A 7,785-nucleotide genomic window follows, 5' to 3' on the forward strand; every position below is an offset into this window, starting at 1 on the left:
TTTTGTCATGACTGCACTGGTTCCACTCGCAGCCTGCCATGCGCGCGCCGTGCCACAAAGCCGCCGGGCAGCCACACCCCGCCCTGGCCACGCCACTCGCTCACCAGCGCGTCCACCCGGCGCAGGTGGGAGTCGGACAACTCGGGCACGTCCTCGGCGAGCAGCCAGCGGCGCAGGACGCGGCGGCGCAGCGCGGTGGGCAGGCGGCCGAGGTCGTCCACCGAGCGGCAGTCGCCGTCGAACGCCCCGGCCAGCTCGTCCAGCGCGTCGTTGTCCTCGCGCAGGTGGGCGGCGGTGCGGGCGAGGGCGTCGGCCACCCCGCCCTGGAGCACCTCCTCGAGCAGCGGGAGGACTTCGCGGCGCAGGCGGACCCTGGTGAAGCGGGGGTCCTCGTTGTGCGGGTCGTCCCACGGCGTCAGGCCGAGTTCGTCACACGCGGCCCTGGTCACAGCGCGGGACACCCGCAGCAGCGGGCGGCCCCACGGCGGGTCGTGCGGGCGCATCCCGGCGATGCTGCGCGGCCCGGAGCCACGGCCCAGGCCCAGCAGGACCGTCTCGGCCTGGTCGTCGCGGGTGTGGCCGAGGAGGACCACCCCGCGTTCAGGTCTCAGCGCGGCGTAGCGGGCCCGGCGGGCGGCGGCCTCAGGTCCACCCGATCCGGTGACCTCCACCCGGCGCACCTCGGCCTTCAACCCCAGTTCGCGGCACGTCCGCGCGGCCCGTTCGGCAACGTCGGCGGAACCGGGTTGCAGGCCGTGGTCCACGACGACCGCCTCCGCCTCGACCAGCCCGGCCGTGACGGCGGCCAGCGCCAGCGAGTCCGCGCCCCCGCTCACGGCCACCGCGACCCGCTCGGGCCGGTGCTCGCGCAGGAACCGCTTGACCGCCGTGCGCACCTCCGCGACCGGGCCGTTCACGGTCGGACGCGACGCAGCCAAGCCGCCGGGTCCGCGATCTCCGCGCGCGTCGGGAGGGTCTCGGGGCTGGTCCAGACGGCGTTGAAGCCGTCCATGCCGACCGCGTCGACCACGTGCCCGGTGAACGCCGCGCCCTCCGCGTACTGGCGGACCTTCGCCTCGACGCCGAGCAGGGTGCGCAGCACGCGGTCCAGCACGCCACCGCCCTGGCGGCGCACGGTGAAGCGCTCGCGGATGGTGCGGACCGACGGCACGACGTCCGGGCCGACGGCGTCCATCACGTGGTCGGCGTGGCCCTCCAGCAGGGTCGACAGGGCGATGAGCCGGTCCAGCACCTCGCGCTGGCCGGGGCTCTGCAGCAGCTCCACCAGGCCGCCCGCCTCTCGCAGCCGCTTGGGCAGGTCGCGCAGGCGTGGTGCGGAGCTCTCGTCCATGCTGCCGAGCAGCGCGGCGACCTGGCCCGCGAAGTGGTCCGCGAGCCACGGCACGGCGGTGAACTGGAGGCGGTGGGTGCCCTCGTGCAGGCAGACCCACATGCTGAAGTCCTCGCCGGAGACGTCGAGGGCCCGTTGCGCGCCGACGATGTTCGGCGCGACCAGCAGCAGCCTGCCGCCCTCGGAGAACGGGTCGTACTGGCCGAGCACCCGGGCGCTGAGGAACGCGATGACGACGCCCGCCTGGACGCCCGCCGTGCCCGCCAGGACGCCGCTGAGCGCGCCGGACTGCTTGGGCAGCGCGCCGTCGGTGAGCGCGGAGAGGCCCTGCACGGCGGCCCGCACCCACGCCGGCCGGTCGACGACCTCGCCCTGCTTGAGCGGCAGGCCGTGGCCGAGGCCGGTGAGCTCGCGGACGTGCACCTCGGCGTCCACGGCCAGCTCGCGCAGCCGGTGCACGGCGACGTCCGCCTCGGCTCTGGGCACGACCGGGCCGGGGCGGACGAGCCTGGTCGCCGTCGTGACGGCCACGGCCCAATCGACCGGGGCACTGCGGTCCTGCGTCGCCGGGTTCACCCCAGTGACGCTACCTGCGCCTACCGCCCGACAACACTCCCCGACGCCGGTCCCGAACGCTCACCTCACCCCACCTGAACGCAGGACACGCGCGTTCCGGAGGTAGGACACGCGCGACGTGAACGTAGGACTCTCGCGAGAGTCCTACGTTCAGGGCGGGCGTGTCCTACGTTCGCGTCGGGTGAGTTGAGCGTTCGGGGGCGGTCAGCAGCCGCACTTGCGCAGGGCGGCGGCCATCTCGTCCAGCGCGCCGCGCACCATGGTCATGTCGCCGTCGTTGGCGGACATGAACGCGAACACCAGCAGCCGCCCGTCGCTGTCCACGACCACGCCGGCCAGCGCGTTCGCCTTGGTCAACGTGCCCGTCTTGGCCCGCACCCAGCCGCGACCGTCCGCGCCCCACTGCTCGTACCGCCCCGCCAGCGTGCCGCTGCCGCCGGCCACCGGCAGGGCCGTCAGCAACGGCCGCAGCTTGGCGGTCTTCGGGTCGGAGGCGTCCGGCTTGGCCGCCGCCGCGAGGATGTCCGCCAGCAGCTTCGCGGGCACCTTGTCGTTCGGGGACAGCCCGCTGCCGTCGATGATCGTGGCCGACGACACGTCGAACCCGTTCTCGGTCAGCACGTCCCGCACCGCCTTGGCCGCGCCCTCGAACGACGCCTCCTGGCCGCGCGCCTTGGCCACCTCGCGCGCCATCGCCTCGGCCAGCACGTTGTCCGAGATCTGCATCAGGTTCTCGACCAGCTGGTCGACCGGCGCGGACTTCACCTCGGCCAGCACCTGCGCGCCCGGCGACGCCACGGCCGCCGCCCCCGACGTGGCGCCCAACCGCTGCGCCAACGCCCCCGCCGCCGTCGCCGCCGGGGTGGACGAGCGCCGCACGACGTCCTTCAGCGGGTCCTCACGGCCGCCGTCCACCATCACCGGCTCGACCGGCGAGACGTACCCGTTCGGCACGTCGCCGGGGTCCCAGCCGGGTGCCATGCCCGGTCCCGCGTACCGCGACACGTCGTACAGCACCTGCGTGACCTGCTCGCCCGACGCGCGCACCCCGGCGGCCAGGTCGTCCAGGGTGGCCGCGCCGGGGTACAGCGTGGTCTTCCCGGCGGGCAGGGACGACAACGTCGGGTCGCCGCCGCCGACCAGCACGACCGTCCCGGGCTGCGGACCGCGCACGACCTTCGTCGACAGCTGGGCCCCGTGGTCGAGGGTCAGCAGCGCCGCCGCCGCGGTGAGGATCTTGATCGTGGACGCGGGCGTCTGCGGCGCCGTCTCGCCCTGGTTCCACACCGCCGTGCCGGTCGCCGGGTCCACCACCACGCCCGCCAGCGGCGCGAGCAGGCCGTTCGACGCCGGACCGGCCAGCACCGCCCGCACCCCGGCCGCGGTCGGCGGGGTGCCGTCCGCGCCGACGCCCTTCATGGACAGCGACACCGGGGCGGGCGGCAGCGGCGCGGCCGTCGTCGCTGCGGGCGTGGTGTCGAACCACCCCTGCCGCGCGCCGGTCACGGCCGTGCCGGCGAGCGCGAGCACCACCAGCACGACCGCGGCGAGCAGGAACGGGCGCTTGCGCCGACCCGACGACGGCGCGGGCGGGTCTTCACGGTCCGTGATCGGTTCAGGGATCGGTTCAGGTTCCGACTTGATCTCGGTCGCGGGCTTCGCGGGTGGTGCCGAAGGCGGTGCGGCGGGCTTCGGCGGCGTCACCGGCGGCTTGGCGGGCTTCGGGGCGCTGATCCGCATCGTGGGCGGGTCGGGCCGCCTGACCTGCACCGTCGGCGGCTCGCGGTGGACTTCGTCGCCGTCAACGGTCGGCCACGATGGCTCGTCGGGCACGCGATCCTCCGCGGTCGAGTACGGGCAACGTCACACCCTCGGCAAAGGGTTGACGAGACGTCGTAGTCCACACTAGTGGCGTAACGAACGGCGAAGACGAGCGAGGACCGCGCAGTGGAGTTCGACGTAACCATCGAGATCCCCAAGGGGGTCCGCAACAAGTACGAGATGGACCACAAGACGGGGCGCATCCGGCTGGACCGGACCCTGTTCACGGCCACTCAGTACCCGGCGGACTACGGGTTCGTCGACGACACGCTGGGCGAGGACGGCGACCCGCTCGACGCGTTGGTGCTGCTCCCGGAGCCGACGTTCCCCGGCTGCCTGATCAAGGCGCGGGCGATCGGCATGTTCCGCATGACCGACGAGAAGGGCGGCGACGACAAGCTGCTCTGCGTCCCGGCGGACGACCCGCGGTCGGAGCACCTGCGGGACATCCACCACCTGAACGAGTTCTACCGGCTGGAGATCCAGCACTTCTTCGAGGTCTACAAGGACCTGGAGCCGGGCAAGAGCGTCGAGGGCGCGACGTGGGTCGGCCGCACCGAGGCCGAGGCCGAGATCGTCCGCTCCTACCAGCGCCTCAAGGACGCCGTGGCGCGCGGCGAAGACCACTGAGCCGGCCCGCCACACCGAGCCGACACGCGAGAGGCCCGCTCCCGGTACCGGGGGGAGCGGGCCTCTTGCGCACTACCGGGTGAACACCGACCGGGTCAGTGCATCGCGATCGGGGCGGCCTTCTCGCCGTCCGTGTTCGCGTCCTGCACCCGCTCCAAGCCCGAACGGCTCGACAGCGGCACCTCGCGCAGGAACCAGACCACGGCGAAGCCGACCAGCGTCACGAAGCTGCCGACCAGGAACACCAGGTCGATCGAGCTGGAGAAGCCGTCCAGGAACGGCCGCGCCAGCACCGGGTCGAGCTTGGTCAGGAACTCGGTGTTGTCCAGGTCCAGACCGGTGCCGCTCTGCAGGCCGGCGGCGAAGTCGTGGTTCTCCGGCTTGGCCAGGGCGGCCTGGAAGTCGGGCGTGCCCAGCGCCGCGCGCAGGCCGTTGCCGATCTTGTCACCGACCGTGCTGAACAGGATGGACAGGAACACCGCGGTGCCGACCGTGCCGCCGATCTGGCGGAAGAACGTGGCCGACGAGGTCGCCACGCCCATGTCCCGCGGCTCGGCGTCGTTCTGGATCGCGACCAGCAGGGTCTGCATGCACAGGCCCAGGCCGGCGCCGGTGAAGAACATCAGCACCAGCGGCTGCCAGATGTGGGTGTCCGTGCCGACCGTGCTGAACAGGAACAGCGAGATCGTCATCAGGCCGAACCCGATGACCGGGAACACCTTGTAGCGGCCGGTCTTCGCGGTGATGTTGCCGCTCGTGCCCGCCGCCGTCATGATGCCGAACGTCAGCGGCAGCATCATCAGGCCGGACTGGGTGGCCGTGTAGCCCTTCACGATCTGCAGGTACAGCGGCAGCGACACCATCGCGCCGAACATGCCGACGCCCAGGATGAAGTTGATCGTGTTGCCCAGCGAGAACGTCTGGCGCTTGAACAGCCGCAGCGGGAGCAGCGCCTCGTCGCCCATGCGCTTCTCGGTGAACACGAACCCGACCAGGCCGAGCACGCCGATGAGGTACATGGCGATCGAGGTGCCCGACGCCCAGCCCCACTCGCGGCCCTGCTCGGCCACGATCAGCAGCGGCACCAGGCCGACGGTCAGCAGACCGGCGCCCACGAAGTCGATCCGGTGGTTCACCCGCTGGTGCGGGATGTTGAGCACCTTGGCGACCACGACCAGCGCGATGAGCGCGACCGGAACGTTGATCAGGAACACCCAGCGCCAGCCGGCCGTGCCCAGGAACGACTCCATGCCGGCGAACAGACCGCCGACGACCGGGCCCGCGACGCTGGAGATGCCGAACACCGCCATGAAGTAGCCGGTGTAGCGGCTGCGCTCACGCGGCGACGTGATGTCCGCGAGGATCGCCATGGCCAGCGACATCAGACCACCGGCGCCAAGGCCCTGCACCGCGCGGAACGCGGCCAGCTCGTACATCGAGTTGGCGATGCCGGACAGCAGCGAGCCCGCGAGGAACAGCGAGATCGCGGTCAGGTACATCGGCTTGCGGCCGTAGATGTCGGACAGCTTGCCGTACAGCGGCGTGGACACCGTCGCGGTGATCAGGTACGCGGTGGTGGCCCAGGCCTGCAGGGTCTGGCCGTGCAGCTCGTCCGCGATGGTCTTCATGGCGGTCGCCACGATCATCTGGTCGAGCGCGGCCAGGAACAGCCCGAGCAGCAGGCCCGACAGGATCGTCAGGATCTGCCGGTGGGTGAGCAGGGCGGCGCCGGGTGGCGTCGCGTCCGCTCGGGTTGTCGTTTCCGACATCACTTCTCCCCTTCTGAGCGCGGCCCCAGTCCGCTCTCAGCGATGAAATTCGGCAGCGCTTTCTCGTAGTCCCCCACGAAGCGCTCGAAGTAGCGGATGAACTGGTCCCACTCCTGCGTGGGCCAGTCCGCGAACAGCCTGGCCAGCGCCATGTTGCGCTGCTCCCGGCGTTCGGACAGGAGGCGGGAACCGGCTTCGGTCACCGCCAGGACGCTCGCCCGGCCGTCCTCCGGGTCGGCCCGGCGTTCCACCAGGCCGTCCTTGACCAACGTCGACACCTGGCGGCTGACCGTGGAGGGGTCGGAGAAGACCGCCTCCGCCAGCGCGCTCGCCCGGGACGGACCCAGGTGGTCGAGGTTGGCCAGCAGGACGAAGGAGGCCTTGTCGAGGCCCGACTTGCTCATGTGCGCGGCGACGCAGGCGTGCATCTTGTTCATGCGCACCAGAGCCACGCCGAGGCGGTCGGCCAGGGCGAGCTCGTCCGCCCGCACTCCGTCACTCACCGGGGTCGCCATCGCACACTCCGTTTGCTTGCATCAACCAACTAGTTGCTGAGTGCAAGCATGAACCTCCGGAAGAGTCTTGGCAAATGAAATACCGGTGACTCGCGTCTCATGGTTACCGACCGGTAGCATCGGCCCATGAGCGCTGACCACTCGTTCGTCGCCGACGCGATGAAGCAGGCCGTGCCGTGGGTGAAGACCGTGGGCGTGGAGTTCGTCGAGGTCACGGGCGACCGCGTGGTCGCGGAGCTGCCGGACCGCGAGGAGCTGCGCAACCACGTCGGCGGACCGCACGCGGCGATGGTGTTCGGCGTCGCGGAGACCGCGTCCGGCGCCGTGGTGATGGCCGCCTTCGCGCCGCACCTGGACAAGGCGACGCCGTTGGTGGCCCGCTCGGAGATCGCCTACAAGAAGCTGGCCCTGGGCGTGCTGCGCGCCGAGGCCGTGCTCGGCCGCCCGGCCGCCGAGGTGGTGGCCGAGCTGGAGTCGGGCGTCCGGCCCGAGTTCCCGGTGGCCGTCACGATCACCGACGCGCAGGGCGTGACGACCGGCGAGATGACGGTCGTGTGGACCTTGCGCCCGAACCGCTGACGAAGAGTGATCACTCACTCACGGTGACGTGACGGGGGTAACAGCGGGTCGTGGCACGGGCGATGAGGCGGGCATGGCACCTTCCCCCGTCGGGCGATTAGCCCCCGCCCTGGCACTGCTGCTGTTCGCCACCGTCGCCTGCTCGAACGAAGAACCGAGCGCCGAGGGCGCGGCCGGGACCACCACCGCTCCCACGTCGACGTCCACGTCCCGCACGACCACCACCACGACGACGACCACGCCACCGCCCGTGACGGTGGCGGAGGTGGTCGACGCGCGCACGATCACCGTGTCCGGCGGCGGACGGGTGCAGCTGGCCGGGCTCGCGCAGCCCGGCGAGTGCTGGGCCGCGTCCGCCGCCGACTTCCTCAAGTCCACGTTGGCGGGCCAGAACCTGCGCGTGGTCGGCGCGACCGTGCTGCTGCCCAACGGCGTCGACCTGGCCGTGCACGCGCTGGGCAAGGGCATGGCCCGCGCCGAGCCGACCGCGTCCGCCGCCCTCTCCGCGGCCCAGGACACCGCGAAGGCCGCCGGCCTCGGCCTG

At 72.0% G+C, this 7,785-nt stretch carries 7 protein-coding genes and 1 pseudogene; 3 read left to right on the plus strand and 5 right to left on the minus strand.

Annotation, left to right across the window (positions count from 1 at the left end; translation table 11 throughout):
- Positions 1-5 precede the first annotated feature (5 nt).
- From tilS to dacB, 3 genes are all read right to left on the minus strand, one after another.
- A complete protein-coding gene (tilS, locus tag AB0G02_RS07640) occupies positions 6-917 on the minus strand; it encodes a tRNA lysidine(34) synthetase TilS (RefSeq protein WP_360790866.1) in 912 nt (303 codons plus the stop codon).
- Positions 914-1,927 (minus strand): zinc-dependent metalloprotease, encoded by a 1,014-nt coding sequence (locus AB0G02_RS07645; protein WP_360790869.1) that lies wholly within the window; start codon positions 1,925-1,927, stop codon positions 914-916. Before AB0G02_RS07645 ends, tilS begins: the two co-directional genes overlap by 4 nt.
- A 204-nt stretch (positions 1,928-2,131) precedes the next feature.
- Positions 2,132-3,760 (minus strand): D-alanyl-D-alanine carboxypeptidase/D-alanyl-D-alanine-endopeptidase, encoded by a 1,629-nt coding sequence (gene dacB, locus AB0G02_RS07650; RefSeq protein WP_360790872.1) that lies wholly within the window; start codon positions 3,758-3,760, stop codon positions 2,132-2,134.
- Between the two features lie 114 nt (positions 3,761-3,874).
- Here dacB and AB0G02_RS07655 point away from each other — a divergent pair, with 114 nt between their 5' ends.
- The gene (locus AB0G02_RS07655; RefSeq protein ID WP_360790875.1) at positions 3,875-4,378 is read left to right on the plus strand and encodes an inorganic diphosphatase; all 504 of its coding nucleotides are present in this window, start codon (positions 3,875-3,877) and stop codon (positions 4,376-4,378) included.
- A gap of 95 nt (positions 4,379-4,473) precedes the next feature.
- On the opposite strand, the gene AB0G02_RS07660 is transcribed toward AB0G02_RS07655, so the two are convergent.
- Both AB0G02_RS07660 and AB0G02_RS07665 read right to left on the minus strand, forming a co-directional pair.
- Positions 4,474-6,147 carry an MDR family MFS transporter gene (locus AB0G02_RS07660; RefSeq protein ID WP_360790878.1) on the minus strand — a complete coding sequence of 558 codons (1,674 nt, stop codon included), beginning with the start codon at positions 6,145-6,147 and terminating at the stop codon, positions 4,474-4,476.
- Complete coding sequence (locus tag AB0G02_RS07665; protein ID WP_360790881.1) at positions 6,147-6,662, minus strand: MarR family transcriptional regulator; 516 nt, start codon at positions 6,660-6,662, stop codon at positions 6,147-6,149. The genes AB0G02_RS07660 and AB0G02_RS07665 overlap by 1 nt, the downstream gene beginning before the upstream one ends.
- A 126-nt stretch (positions 6,663-6,788) precedes the next feature.
- Between AB0G02_RS07665 and AB0G02_RS07670 the strand changes: the two genes are divergently transcribed.
- Together AB0G02_RS07670 and AB0G02_RS07675 are read left to right on the plus strand one after the other, a co-directional pair.
- Positions 6,789-7,241 carry a DUF4442 domain-containing protein gene (locus tag AB0G02_RS07670; protein WP_360790884.1) on the plus strand — a complete coding sequence of 151 codons (453 nt, stop codon included), beginning with the start codon at positions 6,789-6,791 and terminating at the stop codon, positions 7,239-7,241.
- A gap of 73 nt (positions 7,242-7,314) precedes the next feature.
- Positions 7,315-7,785: pseudogene (locus AB0G02_RS07675) on the plus strand (calcium-binding protein); the annotation flags it as partial.

Origin of the sequence: Actinosynnema sp. NPDC023658 (genome assembly GCF_040639995.1) — a bacterium.
Classification (GTDB): Bacteria; Actinomycetota; Actinomycetes; order Mycobacteriales; family Pseudonocardiaceae; genus Actinosynnema.

Bases quoted from the DNA above. Each gene is read 5' to 3' on its own strand.
- AB0G02_RS07665 (WP_360790881.1), bottom strand. From the start codon at position 6,662: ATGGCGACCCCGGTGAGTGACGGAGTGCGGGCGGACGAGCTCGCCCTG.
- AB0G02_RS07670 (WP_360790884.1), top strand. From the start codon at position 6,789: ATGAGCGCTGACCACTCGTTCGTCGCCGACGCGATGAAGCAGGCCGTG.
- AB0G02_RS07660 (WP_360790878.1), bottom strand. From the start codon at position 6,147: ATGTCGGAAACGACAACCCGAGCGGACGCGACGCCACCCGGCGCCGCC.